The organism is Arthrobacter sp. P1_D12 (genome assembly GCF_056406175.1).
The window spans coordinates 364268-382808 of the sequence record NZ_JBFUAR010000001.1; the positions used below are offsets into that span (position 1 = coordinate 364268).

Below are 18541 nucleotides of genomic sequence, written 5' to 3' on the forward strand. Positions count from 1 at the left end.
GTGCTATTGGCGGTCGTAGGCGGCGGCCAGCAACTGCACGGCCTCGGCGAAACTGGCGCCCTGGGCTTTGGCGGCCGCGGCGAACTCGGCGGCGGCGGCGGACAGCGAACTCCACGCGGCATCGCGGGCACACACCACGGTCCCATTGCGGCCCTTCGTCACTACGACGCCGGCGGCCTCGAGTTCCTTGTAGGCCCGCGCCACAGTGTGCGGGGCGACGCCCAGTTCGCCTGCGAGGCTCCGCACGGCCGGAAGCCTGGTGCCCGGCGCGAGTGTGCCGTTGTCGGCGCGTTCGATCACGTAGAGCCGCAGCTGTTCGAAGAGCGGGACGGAGCTGGCCGGATTGGTCCGCCAGGATCCGGGAAAACGCTCCCCCGCGGCGTCCGCGGGGCTCACTGTTCGGCCTCCTGGACGGCCGGGACCTGTTCGCGGCCGGCGAACTGGGCCTCGTACAAATCCTTGTAGAGCCCCTGCCGGGCCACCAGCTGTTGGTGGGTGCCGTGTTCAACGATTCGTCCGTGGTCCATGACGAGAATTAGATCAGCGTCCCGGACCGTGGACAAACGGTGCGCGATCACGAAGCTCGTGTGACCGTGCCGCAGCCGCTCCATGGCATGCCGGATCTGCACCTCAGTGCGGCTGTCGACGGAGCTCGTCGCCTCATCCAGCACCATGATGCTGCGCCCGGCGAGCTGCGCCCGTGCGATCGAGACGAGCTGGCGCTGGCCCCGGCTCAGGGAGTCGCCGTCGTTGCCGAGCATCGTGGCGTAGCCGGCCGGTAGGGACCGGACAAACTGGTCCACGTGGCTGGCGCGGGCCGCCGCGACGATATCGGTTTCGGTGGCGCCGGGCCGGCCGTATTCGATGTTCTCCCGGATGCTGCCGGTAAACAGCCAGGCATCCTGCAGGACGATTCCGAAGGCGCGCCGCAGGTCGTCCCGCGGGATGGTGGCGATGTCCGTCGAGTCCACCAGGATCCGGCCGGAGTCGAGTTCGTAGAAGCGCATCAGGAGGTTGACCACGGTGGTCTTGCCGGCACCGGTGTGTCCCACGATCGCCACGGTCTGTCCCGGGTCCACCGTGAAGGAGAGGTCCTTCACCACGGGCGTGCCGGGGCTGTAGCTGAAGCTGACGTGCTCGAACGTGACCCGACCAGCCACTGCGCCGGGATCCAGCAGGTCGCCGGGCGTGCCCGGGGCAGGGGCTTTGCGTCCGTTGGAGGATTTGCGCGGGACATGGAGCTTTCGCGCGGCCGTGGCGCCTTGCAGCTTGCCGGCGCCGTTGGCGGAAACGGCCGGCACGGCGCTGTCCGCAGGGATCTCCGGGGCGTCCAGCAGCTCAAACACCCGCTCCGCCGAGGCCAGGCAGGACTGCACGAGCGTCAGCATGCCGCCGATCTGGCTCACCGGCTGGCTAAAGAGACGGGAGAACTGGACAAAGGCCTGGATGCCGCCGATCGTCAAGAGCCCCGCGGTGACCTGCAGCGCCCCCACAACAGCAATTGCGATGTAGTTGAGGTTGGCGACAAACACCAGCAGCGGCTGCACGATGCCGGACAAATACTGGGCGCGGGTGCTCGATCGCGTGAGCTTCTCGTTGCGCTCCCGGAAGCTCGCCGCCGACTCTTCCTGCCGGCCAAAGGCCTTGACCACTTCATGCCCGGTGAAGAATTCCTCGAGTTGGGCGTGCAGTGCCCCCGTGCTGCTCCACTGCTCCTTGAAGTGCGCCTGGGAGTGCCGGGCCACGAGCACGGTGATCATCGTGGACACCGGCACCGAGAGGATCGCGATCAGCGCCAGCAGCGGCGAGAGCCACAGCATCATGGCGAGAGCGGCCGAGAGCATCAGGACGGCCATGATCAGCTGGTTGAGGAGCTGGTTGAGCGCCTGGGAGATATTGTCGACGTCGTTCGTGGCCCGGCTGAGCACGTCGCCGCGGCGCTGTTCCTCGAAATGGCTGGACGGCAGCACATGGAGTTTTTGTTCCACGGAGCCGCGGAGGCCGTAGCTGAGGCGCTGCACCGCGGTGGCGGTCAGGCTGCCCTGGATCCAGCTGAACAGCGACGCCCCGACGTACATGGCCGAAACGGCCAGCAGCCGCTCGGCCAGCTGTTGCTCGTCGAGGGAGCCGCCCAGGAAGCCATCGACGACGACGTCGGTGGCGTCGCCCAGCACCTTGGGCGCCGCCACGTTGAGTGTCACGAACGCGCACGTCGCGGCGATGACGCCGGCCATCCGCCACTTCAGCGGCAGCAGCAGGCCCAGCAGCCGGGCGGCGGTGTGCCATTTGATGCGCTCCGGCACGCCGGGTCCCGCAACGGCCCCGGCGCGGTGTGCCCGCGCGCGGCTCACGGGGCTTCCTCCAGCACCAGCTGGGACGCGGCAATTTCCTGGTAGCTGGGCGAGGACTCCATGAGTTCGCTGTGCGTGCCCTGCGCGACCACCTGGCCGCCCTCCAGTACGAGGATCAGCCCGGCGTCCACGATTGTTGACACCCGCTCCGCCACGATCAGCACGGTCGCCGAGCGCAGCAGCGGCTCGATCGCCGCCCGGAGCCTGACGTCGGTGCCGTAGTCCAGAGCCGAGAAACTGTCATCGAAGAGGTAGGCGGGGGCCCGCTTGAGCAGGGCCCGCGCGATGCACAGGCGCTGCCGTTCGCCGCCGGAAAAGTTGGTGCCGCCCTGGCTTACGGGCGTGTCGAGCCCGAGCGGCAGGGCCCGGACAAAGTCGGCGGCCTGGGCAGCTTCGAGCGCCTGCCATATTTCGGGCTCGTTCGCGGCGGGTGCCCCGAACCGGAGGTTCCCCGCCACCGTGTCCGCGAACAGGTAGGACTGCTGCGGGACTATTGCGATCAGGCCGCGCAGGGCGTCCAGGGGCATCGCCCGCACGTTCTCCCCGCCGATGCTGATCTCTCCGGCCGTCGCGTCGAGGAAACGGGGCAGCAGGTTCAGGAGTGTCGTCTTGCCGCTGCCGGTCGCGCCGATGATCGCCGTCGTGGTACCGGCCCCGGCGGTGAAGGAGACGCCGTCCAGCACGGGTGCCTCGGCGCCGGGGTAGGCGAAGGACACGTTCCGGAACTCGACAGCGCCGGAGCGGCCTGGGGCGCCGGCGACGGCGGCCGCACCGGCGGTCCCCGCCACACCGGCCCCACCGGCTGGAATGGTGGCAGGGGCGGCCCCGGCGGGAACGGCCGGATCCGCGATGGCCGGTTCCGTGTCCAGCACCTCGCGGATCCGTTCCGCGCAGGCCGCCGCCCGGGGGGCGGTCATGAAGACGTACATCGCCATCATGATGGCAATCAGGATCTGCAGGATGTAGGCGATGAACGCCGTCAGCGCCCCCAGCCGCATCTCGCCGGCGTCGATGCGATGGCCGCCGAACCACACCACGAACACGGACGAGATGTTGACCACGAACATGATCATCGGCATCATCGCCGCCACAAGGAGAGCGGATTGCAGATTGTTCCGGGTGAGGTCCCTGTTGGCTTCATCGAACCGGCGGACCTCGTGGTCCTGCCGGACAAAGCCGCGGATGACATTCGCGCCGATGATCTGCTCCCGCAGCACCCGGCCGATCCGGTCCAGAAGACCCTGGCCCTGGCGGTACAGGGGAATCAGGCGGCGGACGATCACCGTCATGATCACCGTCAGGACCGGGATCACCACGACCACAATCCAGGACAGCACCACGTCCTGGTGCACGGCCAGCACGATGCCGCCGATGAAGATCGCCGGTGCGGCAATCAACATGATGAATATTAGGACGGCGAGGTTTTGGATCTGGGCGACGTCGTTGGTGGCCCGGGTTACGAGACTGGGCGCACCGAAACGGCCCACCTCCTGGGAGGAGAAGGACTGGACCTTCGCGAAGAGCTCCCCGCGCAGCTGGCCGCCAATCTCCATGGCGACCACGGCGCCCAGATATCCGGCCGCGACGGCCGTGATCACCTGAACGGCAGCGATTCCGGCCATCCAGGCCCCGAGGTGGAGGATCTCCCCGGTGTCCCCGCCGATGATGCCGTCGTCAATGATCGCGGCATTCAGGGTGGGCAGGAGCAGGTTGGCGGTGGCTTGCACGAGCTGCAGCACGACGATGGCCAGCACGGTCCCCTTATGCGCGGACAACAGCCGCGACATCAGGCCTATAAGCACTGAACCTCCATTACTAGCCCAGGGCCCGGAATGGTGATGAGCCTAACGGCCGCCCCACACCGCCACGTCATTGTAAGCCCCATTCCGGAGTGCTTCGTGTCAACCGGCAGACACGCCGCCTACCCGGTTTTCTGCGCCACCGCGAACGTGCGACGGAACGGGAAGACCGTCCCGTGCCGGCCTGCCGGATATGCGTCGTCCAGCCGTGCCGAATACTCGGCCTCGAACTCCCTCGCCTCGTCGTCGGGGAGAGCCGCGAGGACCGGCCTGAGTCCGGTGCCGCGGACCCACTCCAAAACGGGGTTGGCGCCCGGGAGCAGCTGAAGGTACATGGTCTCCCAGGCGTCGGCGGCACAACCGGCGTCGAGCATGATCTCCAGATATTCCGCTGCCTCCCCCACCACGTCGTCGTGGCGGAGCACCCCGGCGAGCCGCCCCGCCCAGGCCGGAGAGTCGGCCAGCTCCCGCATCAGGGTGTGCGACGGGGCATTGAAGTTCCCCGGCACCTGCAGCGCAAACCAGGCGCCCGGTTTGAGGGCATCGAGCCATAGTGGCAGGAGCTTTCGGTGGCCTGGCACCCACTGCAGGGCCGCGTTGGTGACCACGACGTCCGTGTCCCCAGACGGCATCCAGTGCTCAATGTCGGCCAGCTCGTAGGAAAGATTGGCCGCCGCGGCTGCGTGGTCCTTGGAAGTGGCCAGCATTTCCGGCGACGAATCCAGACCCACCACCTGCGCGCCCGGCCAGCGGTCCGCGAGCGTCGCGGTCAGGTTGCCGGGACCGCAGCCGAGGTCCACCACATGCCGCGGGGCTTCGGCGTGAACCCGCCCGGTCAGATCAAAAAATGGTCTGTCCCGGTAGTCCCCGAACTGCACATATTTCTCCGGATCCCACTTCATGGCTGCCTCCAGTTCCCGGCACATCGTCCTAACCGAAGCCTAGTCCCGGCCCGTGGGCCAGCCAAGGAAGCACGCCTGCGCTGCGGGCGGCTCACGGCGCGCGCCTGCACTGCGTGCGGTGCCGCGGCTACCACACGGGCACTAAGCTGGACAGCAATGAAACTCGTTGATCAGCTCCCCGCCCCGGCCGCCCGTATCCCCGTCAGGACGGGCCTGGACCCGGACGAGCTCTACACCCGGTTTGTCGAGTGGACCGAGACCCGCGGCCTGGCCCTGTACACCGCCCAGGACGAGGCCATCATGGAGCTGGCCGCCGGCTCAAACGTCATCCTGGCCACCCCAACCGGGTCCGGGAAATCCCTCGTGGCCATCGCCGCGCACTTCCAGGCCATGGCCCGCGGGCAGCGGAGTTACTACACCGCCCCGATCAAGGCCCTCGTCTCGGAAAAGTTCTTCGCCCTCTGTGAGATCTTCGGCGCCGACAACGTCGGCATGATCACCGGCGACTCCGGCGTGAACCAGGACGCCCCAATCATCTGCTGCACGGCCGAGATCCTGGCCAACATCGCCCTGCGTGAAGGTTCTGCGGCGCAGCTCGGTGCCGTGATCATGGACGAGTTCCACTTCTACTCGGACCCGCAGCGCGGCTGGGCGTGGCAGGTGCCGCTGCTTGAACTGCCCCAGGCGCAGTTCCTGCTGATGTCGGCGACGCTCGGCGACGTCAGCCGGTTCGAGGACGGCCTCAGCGACCTGACCGGCCGCACGACGACGACCGTCAGCTCCGCGGAACGCCCCATCCCGCTGCACTACTACTACGAACAGACCCCGGTGCACGAGACCCTCGAGGAGCTGCTCGCCACCAAGCAGGTCCCGGTCTACGTGGTCCACTTCAGCCAGGTCGAGGCGATCGACCGGGCCCAGAACCTGATGAGCATCAACGTCTGCACCCGCGAGGAAAAAGACAAGATCGCCGAGCTCATCGCCGGGTTCCGCTTCGCCGCAGGCTTCGGCAAGACCCTCAACCGCCTGGTCCGGCACGGGATCGGCGTTCACCACGCCGGCATGCTGCCGAAGTACCGCCGGCTGGTCGAACAGCTTGCCCAGGCCGGCCTGCTGAAGGTCATCTGCGGCACGGATACGCTCGGGGTGGGCATCAACGTGCCCATCCGCACCGTGCTGCTCACGGCCCTGAGCAAATACGACGGCGTCCGCACCCGGCTGCTGAACTCCCGTGAGTTCCACCAGATCGCCGGCCGCGCCGGCCGCGCCGGCTATGACACCGCCGGAACCGTGGTGGTCCAGGCCCCGGAGCACGTGACGGAAAACGTGAAGGCGATGGCCAAGGCCACGGCCAAGTTCGGCGACGACCAGAAGAAGCTGCGCCAGGTGGTTAAGAAGAAGCCCCCGGAAGGCTTCGTGTCCTGGGGCGAACCGACGTACAAGCGGCTGGTCGAGTCCGTTCCCGATCCGCTGACGTCGAGTTTCACCGTGACGCATGCGATGCTGATGAACCTGATGGAGCGCCCCGGCGACCCGTTCCAGGCCGCCCGCCGCCTGCTCACCGAAAACCACGAGACCCGTCCGGCCCAGCTGCGGCTCATGAAGAAGGCCCTGGGAATCTACCGCGAGCTGCTCGCGGCCGGCGTCGTGGAGCGGATCCCGGCCGCGGAGCAGGGTGCCGACGGCCGCACGGTCCGGCTCACGGTCCATCTGCAGGCAAACTTTGCCCTCAACCAGCCGCTGTCCCCGTTCGCGCTGGCGGCGCTGGAGCTGCTGGACCCGGAGTCGCCGTCGTACGCCCTGGACGTGGTGTCGGTGATCGAGGCCACCCTGGAGAAGCCGCGGCAGATCCTCTCGGCACAGCAGAAGAAGGCCCGCGGCGAGGCGATCGCGGCGATGAAGGCCGACGGCATCGACTACGACCAGCGGATGGCGATGCTCGAGGAGGTCACCTACCCGCAGCCGCTCGCCGAGATCCTCGGCGAGGCCTTCGACGTCTACCGCAAGGCCGCGCCGTGGGTCGGCGACTTCGAGCTCGCGCCCAAGTCCGTGGTCCGGGACATGTACGAGCGCGCCATGAACTTCGGCGAGTTCGTCCAGTTCTACGGCCTCGCCCGCTCGGAGGGGATCGTGCTGCGCTACCTCGCCGACGGTTTCAAGGCGCTCCGCCAGACGGTCCCGCAGGATGCCCTCCGCGAGGACCTCGAGGACCTCATCGCCTGGCTGGGCGAACTGGTCCGGCAGGTGGACTCCAGCCTGCTGGACGAATGGGAAGAGCTCACTTCCGGCGCGGCGCCGACACCGCACGACGCTCCCCCGCCCCCGCCGCCGTCGCTGACCTCCAACATCCGGGCCTTCCGGGTGATGGTGCGCAACGAGATGTTCCGCCGCGTGGAGCTGTTCGCCGATGAGGCCGCCACTGCCCTGGGCGAGCTCGACGCCGGCTCCGGCTGGGACGCCGAGCGCTGGGAAGATGCCCTCGATGACTACTTTGATGAGCACAACGACATCGGCACCGGACCGGATGCCCGCGGTCCCGGGCTGCTGATCATCACCGAGGAACCCGGGGTGTGGAAGGTGCGGCAGATCTTCGACGACCCCGCCCGCAACCACGACTGGGGCATCTCCGCCGACGTGGACCTGGCGGCCTCGGACGAGTCCGGGACCGCCGTCGTCCGCGTCACGGACGTCAACCGGCTCTAAGCGGGACGGCACGGGGGCGGGACGGCACGGGGGCGGGACGGCACGGGGGCGGCCGTCGCCGGCGCCGGCGCCGGTACCCAAGCCTGGGCCATCGCGCCGCGGGTAAACTCGGACAATGAGTGTAATCCGGCCTGCCACGGCGCATGACGTCCCTGCCATCCTGCAGATGATCCACGACCTCGCCCTCTACGAGAAGGAACCGGACGCCGTCCGGAACACCCCCGAGATGCTCATCGAGGTCCTCTTTGGTGACCATCCCAAGGTCTTCGCCACCATGGCGGAGAACTCCGCGGGCGAGGTCCGCGGCTTCGCCCTCTGGTTCCTGAACTACTCCACGTGGGAGGGTGTCCACGGGATCTACCTCGAGGACCTCTACGTCCGGCCGGAGGCCCGCGGCGAGGGCCACGGGAAGGCACTGCTGCAGCACCTGGCGGCGACCGCCGTTGACCGGGGCTACGCGCGCGTCGAATGGAGTGTCCTGGACTGGAACGAGCCCTCCATCAACTTCTACAAGAAGCTCGGCGCCCTGCCGATGGAGGAATGGTCCACCTTCCGTCTCACCGGAGCGGCGCTGACGGCCTTCGGCAGCCGCCCGGCAGTTGCCGGCGCCGGCTCCCCTGCCGGCTCCAGCTCGCGTTCCCGCGAGGCGGCAACCCGTGGCTGATCTCCCAATGACGGGGCTCATGGGAGCCTCCCTGCTGGAGACTGCCTCCAGCGACGGGCGCAAAGTTCCGCACAGCGTCCGGGCGCGTCACACCTATCGGGGAATGCGGACCGCGGAACACTACTTCCAGGTCCCCCTGGACCACTTCAGCGAGGCGGGGCGCCGCGGCGAAACCATCTCCGTGTTCGCCCGCGAATACGTGTCCACCGAACACAGCGAGGCTGAGGCCGCCGGGCTTCCTTGGCTGCTTTTCCTGCAGGGCGGTCCCGGCGGGCGTGGAAACCGGTTCCCGTCGCTGGGTGGGTGGAGCAAGGCCGCCGCGAAGGACTTCCGGATCCTCATGCTGGACCAGCGCGGCACCGGCCTGTCCTCGCCCGTCGACCGCAACACGCTGCCGCTGCGCGGCACCGACGCGGAGCAGGCTGACTACCTGACGCACTTCCGCGCCGACTCGATCGTCGCCGACGCCGAGGCGATCAGGGCAGCCCTGGACTCCGCCCCCTGGACCATCTACGGCCAGAGCTACGGCGGATTCTGCGCGCTCAGCTACCTTTCCTTCGCCCCCGAGGGGCTGCGCGAGGTCCTCGTGACGGGCGGGCTGGCCCCGCTGGGCGGCTCCGCTGACCGTGTGTACCGGGCCACGTTCCAGCGGGTCGCGGCCCGGAACGCTGAATACTTTGACTGGTATCCCGAGGACCGGGCCATCGTCACCCGGATCGCCAGGCACCTGCGGGAAACGGAGGAGGTCCTGCCCGACGGCGGCCGGCTCACGGTGGAGCGGTTCCAGATGGTGGGCTCGTTCCTGGGCGGCAACACCCGGGTGGACGCGCTGCACCACCTGCTCGAGGATGCCTTCGTGGCCACACCGGGCGGCGACCGTCTCTCGGACGCCTTCCTGGAGCAGGTCCGGGGCCTCGTGTCCCGGGCCGCGAACCCGTTGTACGCGTTGATGCACGAATCCATTTACGGCCAGGACGGTCCCACCAACTGGGCCGCCTGGCGCGTGCTGGACGATTTCCCCGCGTTCCGCCCCGACGCCGGCGAACCGCTTCTGACCGGGGAAATGGTGTACCCCTGGTATTTCGAGCAGGACCCGGCCCTGCACCCGCTGCGGGACGTGGCCCGGCTCCTGGCCGAAAAGGACGACTGGGCACCCCTCTACGATCCGGAGCGACTGGCGCTGAACACCGTGCCTGTCGCCGCGGCCGTCTACACCGACGACATCTACGTGGACCGGGAGCTGTCCCTGGAGACGGCGGCCGCGGTCCGGGGCCTGCAGGTGTGGGAAACCGGCGACTTCCACCACGACGGCATCGCGGACGACGGCGAGGCGATCTTCGGGCGCCTGCTGGGGATGGCTCGTTCCGCCAGACGGTGACCCGGCCGCGGCCAGGCAAAGGGCCCGGGCGCCCGGCTTGGCAGGTACGGCTTAAACAGGTACGGCGCCGGACCCATGAGGGTCCGGCCGACGTCGCTCAGGCTCTTGCGGGAGTCCTCTTCCAGCCTGGCATCCAGCTTCGACTTGGACGCCTTGGAGCTCATCAGGCTGGCGACCACCGCGACAACGATGGTGCCGATGATCACACCGAGCGAGACGTAGGTGGGGATCTCGGGGGCCCATTCGATGTGCTGGCCGCCGTTGATAAACGGCAACTCGTTGACGTGCATGGCGTGCAGGACCAGCTTCACACCGATGAATGCCAGGATCACGGACAGGGCGTGCTTGAGGTAGATGAGCCGGTTCATGAGGCCGCCGAGCAGGAAGTACAGCTGGCGCAGCCCCATGAGGGCAAAGATGTTGGCGGTGAAGACGATGAAGGCGCTCTGGGTGAGGCCGAAGATGGCCGGAATGGAGTCGACCGCGAAGAGCAGGTCCGTCATGCCGATGGTCACGAAGACGATCAGCATCGGGGTGAACACCTTCTTGCCGTCGACGACGGTGCGGAGCTTGCCGCCGTCGAACTTCTCGGACATCGGCAGGACCCGGCGGATCCGGGCGATCAGCGGGTTTTCCTTGTCTTCCTCGTCCTCGCCCTCGTCCTGGGCCTGCTTCCAGGCGGTCCAGAGCAGGAAGGCGCCGAAGATGTAGAAGACCCAGCTGAACTGCTCGATCACGATCGCGCCGAGCATGATGAAGATGCCGCGGAGGATCAGGGCGATGATGATGCCCACCATCAGCACTTCCTGCTGATACTTTCTCGGTACCGAGAAGCGCGCCATGATGATGATGAAGACGAACAGGTTGTCGATGCTCAGGCTGTATTCGGTCACCCAGCCGGCGATGAACTGGCCGCCGAATTCCGGGCCGGTGAAGGCGAACATGGCGCCGGCGAAGACCAGGGCCAGGGCCACGTAGAACGCGACCCACAGTCCGGCTTCTTTCATGGAGGGCTCATGCGGGCGTTTGAGGACCATCAGCAGGTCGATGGCCAGAATGACGCCGAGGACGACAAACGAGCCGATCTCGAACCACAGGGGAAGCTCGGGCACGGGGGAAATACCTTTCGTAGGGTACAGCTCAGCGGTGTAAGTCTCTCCGACCGCCGGCGCATGACGCTGCCTGGCTGCCCGCTACGCCCGGCGCGGCATCGTAGCCGTGCGTGTTGACGATCGTAGCGTTTGGGATACTCCCCTACGTTTGACCGAGTTTACCCTAGGCGTGCCCCGCGGATTGCATTTGCCGCAATTCCTTCTTCAGCTCCCCCACCTCGTCGCGCAGCCGGGCGGCCAGTTCGAACTGCAGCTCCCCGGCTGCGGCGTGCATCTGTTCGGTCAGCTGTTCGATCAGCCCGACGAGGTCCTCGGCCGGCGCGGCGGCGAGCCCGTCCGCACGGATGAGCGAGGTGCCCTTGCCCTTGCCGCGGTTCTTCCCGGCCGCGGCCAGCAGCTCGCGGGTGTCCGCATCTTCCTTGGCCAGCTGGTCGGTGATGTCCGCGATCTTCTTCCGGAGCGGCTGGGGATCGATCCCGTTCTCCGTGTTGTACGCCACTTGGATGGCGCGGCGGCGGTTGGTCTCGTCGATGGCATGGGCCATCGAGTCGGTGATCCGGTCCGCGTACATGTGCACCTGGCCGGAGACGTTTCGGGCGGCACGCCCGATGGTCTGGATCAGGGACGTCGAGGAGCGCAGGAAGCCTTCCTTGTCCGCGTCCAGGATGCTGACCAGCGACACCTCCGGGAGGTCCAGGCCTTCACGGAGCAGGTTGATGCCGACGAGGACGTCGAAGACACCCATCCGCAGTTCGCGCAGGAGTTCCACGCGGCGGAGGGTGTCGACGTCGGAGTGCAGGTATTCCACCTTCACGCCGTGGCCCAGCAGGTAGTCCGTCAGGTCTTCGGCCATCCGCTTGGTCAGGGTGGTGACCAGGACCCGCTCGTTCTTCGCGGTGCGGGTCCGGATTTCGCCCAGCAGGTCATCGATCTGCCCCTTCGTGGGCTTGACGACGACCTCGGGGTCGATCAGGCCGGTGGGGCGGATGATCTGTTGGACGAAGCCGTCGGACTTGCCGAGCTCGTACTTGCCCGGCGTCGCGGAGAGGTAGACGGTCTGGCCCACGCGGTCCTGGAACTCGTCCCATTTGAGCGGGCGGTTGTCCATCGCCGAGGGCAGCCGGAAGCCGTGGTCCACGAGGTTCCGTTTGCGGGACATGTCGCCCTCGTACATGGCGCCGATCTGCGGCACTGTGACGTGGGACTCATCGATCACCAGGAGGAAGTCATCCGGGAAGTAGTCGATCAGGCAGTGCGGCGCGGTCCCGCGGGCCCGGCCGTCGATGTGCGAGGAATAGTTCTCGATGCCGTTGCAGAACCCCATCTGCTGCATCATTTCCAGGTCATAGGTGGTCCGCATCCGGAGCCGTTGGGCCTCGACCAGCTTGTTCTGGCTTTCCAGCACGGCGAGGCGCTCGGCCAGTTCGTCTTCGATCCGCTTGATCGCCCGGCCCATCCGTTCCGGACCGGCGACGTAGTGCGAGGCGGGGAAGACGTACATTTCGTTCTCGTCCCGGAGCACTTCGCCGGTCAGCGGGTGCAGGGTCTGGATATTTTCGATCTCGTCACCGAAAAACTCGATCCGGATCGCCAGTTCCTCGTACATCGGGATGATTTCCACAGTGTCCCCGCGGACCCGGAACGTGCCGCGGTGGAAGTCCATGTCGTTGCGGGTGTATTGCATGGAGACGAACTTCCGGAGCAGGTCGTCACGGTTCATCTCAGCCCCCTTGCGGAGGGTCACCATCCCGGCGATGTATTCTTCCGGGGTGCCCAGGCCATAGATGCAGGAGACGGTGGCAACCACGATCACGTCGCGGCGGGTCAGCAGCGCGTTGGTCGCGGAGTGGCGGAGCCGTTCGACTTCCTCGTTGACGGAGGAGTCCTTCTCGATGAAGGTGTCCGTCTGGGCGACGTAGGCCTCCGGCTGGTAATAGTCGTAGTAGGACACGAAGTATTCCACCGCATTGTTCGGCAGCAGTTCGCGGAATTCGTTGGCCAGCTGAGCGGCGAGGGTTTTGTTCTGCACCATCACCAGGGTGGGCCGCTGGACCTGCTCGATCAGCCAGGCCGTGGTCGCGCTCTTACCGGTACCGGTGGCTCCAAGCAGCACGACGTCTTTTTCGCCGTTCTTGATGCGCTCGGTCAGCTCTGCTATGGCGGCCGGCTGGTCACCCGCCGGCTGGAACTCACTGATGACCTCGAAGGGCGCCACGACGCGGTTGATTTCCTGGGCAAGACTCATGTACCTAATCTACCGCCGGGCTGTGACAGGATGCCCTGATTCAGCTTTGGGCAGTACCGGGGCCGGCGGCAGGTGCCGTTGCGGTGGCGCCGCCGGCGGTGCCGGCACCGGTGTCGTCTGCTCCGGCGTCGTCCGCGTACGACGGCGGTTGCCATCCCGTGCGCTGCACCCACGCTTCCATTCGGGGCCACGCATACTCGGTGAACCAGCCCTCCTTGTCGGCCGCGTAGCCGGCGGTGGACTTGTCGACGCCGTGCAGCCCGGCGACCCGCCGCTTTTCGGCGACATAGTCAGTCCGGGCTTTGGGATCGGCGCGCAGCCAGTCGCGGAAGCACAGCGCGTACCGCCAGCCCGGCGAGCCGGCCGCACGGAGGTGGAGATTCACCGGCCGGCCGGGGTCGGCGTTGCCGTGCAGCCGCTTGCCCCAGTCGGCAGGGTCCGGGTGCGAGGGCTTCGGGTTGTCGGCGATGATGCCGGGCCAGCGCGGGAATCCTGCATCGGCCAACAGCGGCGCCATCCGTTCCGCGGCGTCGAGATCCCGGACGCTGAGCTGGAGGTCGATCACATCTTTGGCGTCGAGGCCAGGGACGGCCGTGGACCCGAGGTGGTCGACGGCCAGGACATCCTGCGGGACCGCTGCCCGTAGCCGGGCGATCAGCCGGGCGGCCTGCGCGGCCCAAGCCGGATCGGCCGGGGCGAGGACCGGCCCCGCCGTCCGCGGGGCGATCCTTTGCTCCTTGAGGTTCAGTGCGAACGGCCTGACCCGCTCCTCCCACAACGCGTCGACCGCGTGCCGGAGGTCCTCCGGGGTGCCCGAGTTATCCAGCACGACGTCCGCGGCGGCCAGCCGGTCATCGCGGCCCGCCTGGGCTGCCATCCGGGCGCGCGCCTCGTCGGCGGTCATGTTGCGGTGTTCAGCCATGCGGCGGACCCGGACGTCGTCGGGGGCATCCACCACGACCACCAGATGGAAGTTCTTCCCCTGCCCGGTTTCGACCAGGAGCGGGATGTCCTGGACCACGACGGCGCCGGCCGGGGCGGCGGCGACCATCGCCGCGGCGCGCTCCCGCACCAAGGGGTGGACGATGCCGTTCAGCGCGGCCAGGCGCTCCGGATCGCCGAAGACAAGGGCACCGAGCCGGGCCCGGTCCAACCGTCCTTCCGGGGTCAGGACGGCAGCACCGAACGTCTCCACCACACTGGCCAGCCCGGGCCCACCCGGTTCCACGACCTCCCTGGCCAGCGCGTCGGCGTCGACAAGCACTGCTCCGAGGTCGCGCAGGCGCGCGGCAACCATGGACTTCCCTGAGGCGATTCCGCCGGTCAACCCGATCTTCAACACCTCACCAGACTAAACTGAACCGGTGGCAGATGCGGCGGAAACCCCCGAGAGCAGGACGGCCGTCTACACCACCCTCGCCGCGGGGCTCGGGTTTCGGCACGAAATCGAGGTCAAGCGGTCCCGTTTCATCACTGTGCTGGCCCGCACGGCGGACGAGGACGCCGCCCGGGCGGTCCTGGGCAGGTTGCGCCGGGAATTCCATGACGCCCGGCATCACTGCTTCGCCTTTGTGCTCGGCCCCGACCGGGACATCCAGCGGTCCAACGACGACGGCGAGCCGTCCGGCACCGCGGGCATCCCCATGCTCGAGGCGCTGCTGAAGCGGGAGACCGCACCCGGCGTCGCCGATCTCAGCGACGTCGCCGCCGTCGTCGTGCGCTATTTCGGCGGCGTTCTCCTGGGTGCCGGCGGCCTGGTGCGGGCCTATTCCGAATCGGTGTCCGGAGCGCTGGAGCTCGCTCCCCTCGTGCGGCGCCGCCGGCTGCGCATTTGCTCGGTGCCCGTCCAGCACGCCGTCGCCGGGCGGCTCGAGAACGATCTGCGCGCCGCGGGGTATGTCATGGCCGAAACCCGTTACGAGGCGCAGACTACTGTCCTGAGGCTGGCGCTGCCGGATGATCCGGACGAACTGGCCCGGGCCGCGGACCGCGTGGCCGCCATGTCGGCCGGCAGCGCGTCGCTGCTGCCCGGAGAAACGGAGTGGATCGATGTGCCCATCAGCTGAGCCCGTGCCGGCGGTCGCGCTGCTTGACGTCAGCGAGGACGTGCTGGAACAGCTCCTGGAACTTGCGCTGCGGGACGCCGACGCCGACGAGGTCACCCCGCCGCTGGGCACGACCGCCGGCTGGACCACCGACCGGATCAGCTGGTTCCGCGAATTCCACCGCGCCGCCGCAGCCGGCCTGGACGGTCCCGCGGGGCAGAAGACGTGGGCCATCAGCTGCGACGGGCAGATGGCAGGGTCCGTGCGGCTCAGGCGGATGGACACGGAGCCGGCAGCAGCGGGTGAGGGCTGGGCTGGTGCCGGGGCCGAGGCTGTTGGTGCCGCCGGGGCTGGGCCAGGTGGCGGCGGGGCTGGGCCAGGTGGTGGCGCCGGGGCTGTTGCGGGGGGTGGCGGCTACGCCGGGCCGAGTGATGGCGCCGAAGCTGGTGCAGGTGGCGGCCGGGCGCTGGAAACCGGCATCTGGCTCGCCCGGAGCTTCCGCGGCCGGGGTGTGGGCCGCGAGGCGCTGCGCCTCGTAAAGGCTCGCGCCGCGTCAACCGGGGCAGCTGTCCTGGTGGCCGAGACGACGGCCGGCAACGTGGGAGCCCTCGCGTTGCTGAAGTACGCGGGCGCCGAACTGGTGACCGGTGCCGCCTCGCAGACGCAGACAGTGCCGGTCATAGCGAAGATCCCGCTGCACTGACGGCATGGCATCCGGGGCCGGTTCCGGGCTCCCTCCCACCATTGGACATGCCCTCCGTTGTCAGCGCCTGGCTGCCGTCACGGAGCCTACATTCCATGGCGCGACCCAGTGCCTGTCCTGACAAGCAGGAAGCGCGTGCAACGGCAGCCCGGTGCCCAGGGCCAGGAATGGGCATGTCCGGCGGCCAAGGCACGATGCTGGCAGCCGGCGCTGGACATGTCCCGCGCCCAGGGCCAGGACTGGGCACAATCCATAAATGTCCACGGCCCGGCTCGAAAAATGGGCATGTCCCTGGAGGGAGGGCTTCAAAAGTGGGCATGTCCGGAGGACCGGGCAACCGCAGCTCATGTCCGGTGGACCGGGCAACCGCAGCTCATGTCCGGTGGACCGGGCAACCGCAGCTCATCTCCGGTGGACCGGGCAACCGCAGCTCATGTCCGGTGGACCGGGCAACCGCAGCTCATGTCCGGTGGACCGGGCAACCGCAGCTCATGTCCGGTGGACCGGGCATGGCGCCGGCCTCCCCCGCACCGGACATGTCCCGCGCCCAGGGCCAGGACTGGGCACAATCCATAAATGTCCACGGCCCGGCTCGAAAAATGGGCATGTCCCTGGAGGGAGGGCTTCAAAAGGGACATGTCCCCGGAGGGAGGGCTTCAAAAATGGGCATGTCCGGTGGACCGGGCAACCGCGGCTCATGTCCGGCGACCAGCGCACGATGCGGGCGCCCGGCGCTGGACATGTCCCGCGTTCACGGCCAAGACTGGGCACAATCCACACATGTCCACGGCCCGGCTCGAAAAATGGGCATGTCCCCGGAGGGGAAGGCTTCAAAAATGGGCATGTCCCCCCGGGGCACAAAGAAAGGTGGCCGCCCCCGAGGGGACGGCCACCTTCAAGCTACAAACTGCCTGGCCTCAGGGAGCGGACTCCTTGAGGAACACGGGCAATTAGTTGCCGGTCAGCTTCTCGCGCAGAGCGGCAAGAGCCTCGTCCGAAGCAAGCGTGCCTGCACCGGTCTCGGTTGCGGCCGGCTCGGAGGAGTAGCTGGTGGTGCCGGAATCGCTCTCGCCGGACGTCGCGGCTGCAGCGTCGTCGGCAGCGTGCTGGGCAACCTGCTTCTTGTGTGCTTCCCAGCGGGTCTGGGCGTCAGCGTACTGCTGCTCCCAGGCTGCGCGCTGGTTCTCGTAGCCTTCAAGCCACTCGTTGGACTCCGGGTCGAAGCCCTCCGGGTACTTGTAGTTGCCCTCTTCGTCGTACTCTGCGGCCATGCCGTAGAGAGCCGGATCGAATTCGGTGCTGTCGGCGTCGACGCCCTCGTTGGCCTGCTTGAGGGAGAGCGAGATGCGGCGGCGCTCGAGGTCGATGTCGATGACCTTGACGAACAGCTCGTCACCAACGGAGACAACCTGCTCGGCCAGCTCAACGTGGCGTACGGCGAGCTCGGAGATGTGGACCAGGCCTTCGATGCCGTCTTCAACGCGAACGAACGCGCCGAACGGAACGAGCTTGGTGACCTTACCCGGAACAACCTGGCCGAGGGCGTGGGTGCGGGCGAAGGTCTGCCACGGATCTTCCTGCGTAGCCTTGAGCGACAGGGAGACGCGCTCGCGGTCCAGGTCGACCTCGAGAACCTCGACGGTGACTTCCTGGCCAACTTCGACAACCTCGGACGGGTGGTCGATGTGCTTCCAGGACAGCTCGGAAACGTGAACCAGGCCGTCTACGCCGCCCAGGTCCACGAAGGCACCGAAGTTGACGATGGAGGAAACGACGCCGGGACGGACCTGGCCCTTTTCCAGCTTGTTGAGGAACGTGGAGCGGACCTCGGACTGGGTCTGCTCGAGCCATGCACGGCGGGACAGCACAACGTTGTTGCGGTTCTTGTCCAGCTCGATGATCTTGGCTTCGATCTGCTGACCGATGTACGGAGCGAGGTCGCGCACACGGCGCATCTCGACGAGGGATGCGGGCAGGAAGCCGCGCAGACCGATGTCGAGGATAAGACCACCCTTGACAACCTCGATGACGGTACCGGTGACAACACCGTCTTCTTCCTTGACCTTCTCGATGTCGCCCCAGGCACGCTCGTACTGAGCACGCTTCTTGGAGAGGATCAGGCGGCCTTCTTTGTCTTCCTTGGTGAGCACCAGGGCTTCGACCTGATCGCCAACGGAGACGACGTCTCCGGGGTCAACGTCGTGCTTGATGGAAAGCTCGCGGGAGGGAATGACACCTTCGGTCTTGTAACCGATGTCGAGCAGGACTTCGTCGCGGTCGACCTTGACGACGGTACCTTCGACGAGGTCTCCGTCGTTGAAGTACTTGATGGTGGCGTCGACAGCTGCGAGGAAGTCCTCAGCGGTACCGATGTCGTTAATGGCGACTACGGGGGTACCGGGCTTCTCGGTGGAGGTGATGGTCATGTAGTAGGGGCTCCGTTGTGGATAGTGAGTCGGTCAGGCAAACCGCTTTGCCGGCATTATGGAATGCAGGCCAAGAGCACGGCGTCACAGCAAGCGTTCCGCCGGGTCATCCTGATTTTGTGGATTGTAGATGCGCGCACGTAGTACGCGCCTGTTTAGTCTAGTCGTTTACGCGAACGCCGGTCAAAGCGCACGGGGCCGTCCGTGTCGCCT

12 protein-coding genes and 1 pseudogene are annotated in these 18541 nt (G+C 67.4%); 5 read left to right on the forward strand and 8 right to left on the reverse strand.

Annotation, left to right across the window (positions count from 1 at the left end):
* Nucleotides 1-3 precede the first annotated feature (3 nt).
* The 4 genes from AC1DZV_RS01685 to AC1DZV_RS01700 form a co-directional block, all read right to left on the reverse strand.
* Nucleotides 4-396: a GntR family transcriptional regulator gene (locus tag AC1DZV_RS01685; protein ID WP_028276835.1), complete on the reverse strand. Its 393-nt coding sequence runs from the start codon at nucleotides 394-396 to the stop codon at nucleotides 4-6.
* Complete coding sequence (locus AC1DZV_RS01690; RefSeq protein ID WP_476949768.1) at nucleotides 393-2234, reverse strand: ABC transporter ATP-binding protein; 1842 nt, start codon at nucleotides 2232-2234, stop codon at nucleotides 393-395. The genes AC1DZV_RS01685 and AC1DZV_RS01690 overlap by 4 nt, the downstream gene beginning before the upstream one ends.
* A gap of 113 nt (nucleotides 2235-2347) precedes the next feature.
* On the reverse strand, nucleotides 2348-4138 hold the full coding sequence (locus AC1DZV_RS01695) for an ABC transporter ATP-binding protein (RefSeq protein ID WP_476952834.1): 1791 nt from the start codon (nucleotides 4136-4138) through the stop codon (nucleotides 2348-2350).
* 134 nt (nucleotides 4139-4272) lie between these two features.
* A complete protein-coding gene (locus tag AC1DZV_RS01700; RefSeq protein ID WP_476949651.1) occupies nucleotides 4273-5052 on the reverse strand; it encodes a trans-aconitate 2-methyltransferase in 780 nt (259 codons plus the stop codon).
* A gap of 156 nt (nucleotides 5053-5208) precedes the next feature.
* Between AC1DZV_RS01700 and AC1DZV_RS01705 the strand changes: the two genes are divergently transcribed.
* The 3 genes from AC1DZV_RS01705 to AC1DZV_RS01715 all read left to right on the forward strand — a co-directional run bounded on the left by AC1DZV_RS01705 (nucleotide 5209) and on the right by AC1DZV_RS01715 (nucleotide 9797).
* The gene (locus tag AC1DZV_RS01705) at nucleotides 5209-7755 is read left to right on the forward strand and encodes a DEAD/DEAH box helicase (RefSeq protein WP_476952775.1); all 2547 of its coding nucleotides are present in this window, start codon (nucleotides 5209-5211) and stop codon (nucleotides 7753-7755) included.
* Nucleotides 7756-7870: 115 nt separating this feature from the next.
* Nucleotides 7871-8419, forward strand: coding sequence for an N-acetyltransferase family protein (locus AC1DZV_RS01710; protein ID WP_476952776.1), 549 nt, complete (start codon nucleotides 7871-7873; stop codon nucleotides 8417-8419).
* Between the two features lie 19 nt (nucleotides 8420-8438).
* Complete coding sequence (locus tag AC1DZV_RS01715; protein ID WP_476952835.1) at nucleotides 8439-9797, forward strand: alpha/beta fold hydrolase; 1359 nt, start codon at nucleotides 8439-8441, stop codon at nucleotides 9795-9797.
* Between the two features lie 92 nt (nucleotides 9798-9889).
* On the opposite strand, the pseudogene AC1DZV_RS01720 reads toward AC1DZV_RS01715, so the two are convergent.
* The 3 genes and pseudogenes from AC1DZV_RS01720 to coaE form a co-directional block, all read right to left on the reverse strand.
* Nucleotides 9890-10909 (reverse strand): annotated as a pseudogene (locus AC1DZV_RS01720) (TerC family protein); the annotation flags it as partial.
* A 163-nt stretch (nucleotides 10910-11072) separates the two neighbouring features.
* Nucleotides 11073-13154, reverse strand: coding sequence for an excinuclease ABC subunit UvrB (gene uvrB, locus AC1DZV_RS01725; RefSeq protein ID WP_476952777.1), 2082 nt, complete (start codon nucleotides 13152-13154; stop codon nucleotides 11073-11075).
* Between the two features lie 40 nt (nucleotides 13155-13194).
* Nucleotides 13195-14496, reverse strand: coding sequence for a dephospho-CoA kinase (gene coaE / locus AC1DZV_RS01730; protein WP_476952778.1), 1302 nt, complete (start codon nucleotides 14494-14496; stop codon nucleotides 13195-13197).
* 22 nt (nucleotides 14497-14518) lie between these two features.
* On the opposite strand from coaE, the gene AC1DZV_RS01735 reads away from it, so the two are divergent.
* Together AC1DZV_RS01735 and AC1DZV_RS01740 are read left to right on the forward strand one after the other, a co-directional pair.
* A complete protein-coding gene (locus AC1DZV_RS01735) occupies nucleotides 14519-15220 on the forward strand; it encodes an IMPACT family protein (protein WP_476952779.1) in 702 nt (233 codons plus the stop codon).
* Nucleotides 15204-15902 carry a GNAT family N-acetyltransferase gene (locus AC1DZV_RS01740; RefSeq protein WP_476952780.1) on the forward strand — a complete coding sequence of 233 codons (699 nt, stop codon included), beginning with the start codon at nucleotides 15204-15206 and terminating at the stop codon, nucleotides 15900-15902. Before AC1DZV_RS01735 ends, AC1DZV_RS01740 begins: the two co-directional genes overlap by 17 nt.
* Nucleotides 15903-16852: 950 nt before the next feature.
* On the opposite strand, the gene rpsA is transcribed toward AC1DZV_RS01740, so the two are convergent.
* Nucleotides 16853-18328 carry a 30S ribosomal protein S1 gene (rpsA, locus tag AC1DZV_RS01745; RefSeq protein ID WP_026537355.1) on the reverse strand — a complete coding sequence of 492 codons (1476 nt, stop codon included), beginning with the start codon at nucleotides 18326-18328 and terminating at the stop codon, nucleotides 16853-16855.
* Nucleotides 18329-18541: the final 213 nt, after the last annotated feature.